This is a genomic window from Enterobacter sp. RIT637, assembly GCF_019718755.1.
Lineage (GTDB): Bacteria > Pseudomonadota > Gammaproteobacteria > Enterobacterales > Enterobacteriaceae > Enterobacter.
The window spans coordinates 1-678 of the sequence record NZ_JAIHAZ010000083.1 but is presented as its reverse complement, the minus strand read 5'-3'; the positions used below and the strand labels follow the sequence as shown (position 1 = coordinate 678).

The 678-nt window shown below is 55.5% G+C and carries 1 protein-coding gene and 1 pseudogene; both read left to right on the top strand.

From position 1 onward, the window contains the following. Nucleotides 1-310: pseudogene (locus K5E19_RS23290) on the top strand (MFS transporter); the annotation flags it as partial. 45 nt (nucleotides 311-355) lie between these two features. Beyond that, nucleotides 356-678: biotin/lipoyl-binding protein (locus K5E19_RS23285; RefSeq protein ID WP_221553294.1), on the top strand; the 323-nt coding region annotated here is incomplete at its 3' end.

Sequence of the window (678 nt, the reverse complement as noted above, 5' to 3'; positions counted from 1 at the left end):
GCGCGAGAAATACCATTCGAACCTACTGGCCGATCAACTCACCACGCTCAATCCGCTGGTCAACGAGCGGCTACAGATTTACACCCAGATGTATCAGAACCTGATTGGCGACAGCGCCCTGCTTAACACCCAGGCCGTCACGCAACTGCAAACTGTCACGACGCTCGAAGCCAATATTCTGGCCTATAACGACACTTATCTGCTGACCGCAGGCATTGCCACCGCCACGCTGGTGTGGATTTTGTGGCGCCTGCTGCGCCTGAGAATCACCGCCCGTCTGGCGCTAAAACACGCCACGGGCACCAAATAATGGAAGAAAACCAAGAATGAACAGCGCATTACCTCCGGAGAGATTATGAGTCAGCAGGATGCCGCCAAAGAGCAGGCCACTACCCGCAATAATTTGCGCATTGTTTCCATTTTTACCGCAGCGGCGATAGGGATCGTCGGGGTGCTGGTGATCCTCTACGCCTGGCAACTGCCGCCCTTTACCCGCCACAGTCAGTTCACGGATAACGCCTATGTGCGCGGGCAGACCACCTTTATCAGCCCGCAGGTTAACGGCTATATCACCGAGGTGAAGGTGCAGGATTTCGTGCAGGTCAAAAAAGGCGATCTGCTGCTGCAAATTGATGACCGCATCTATCGCCAGCGCGTACATCAGGCGCAGGCGCAGCT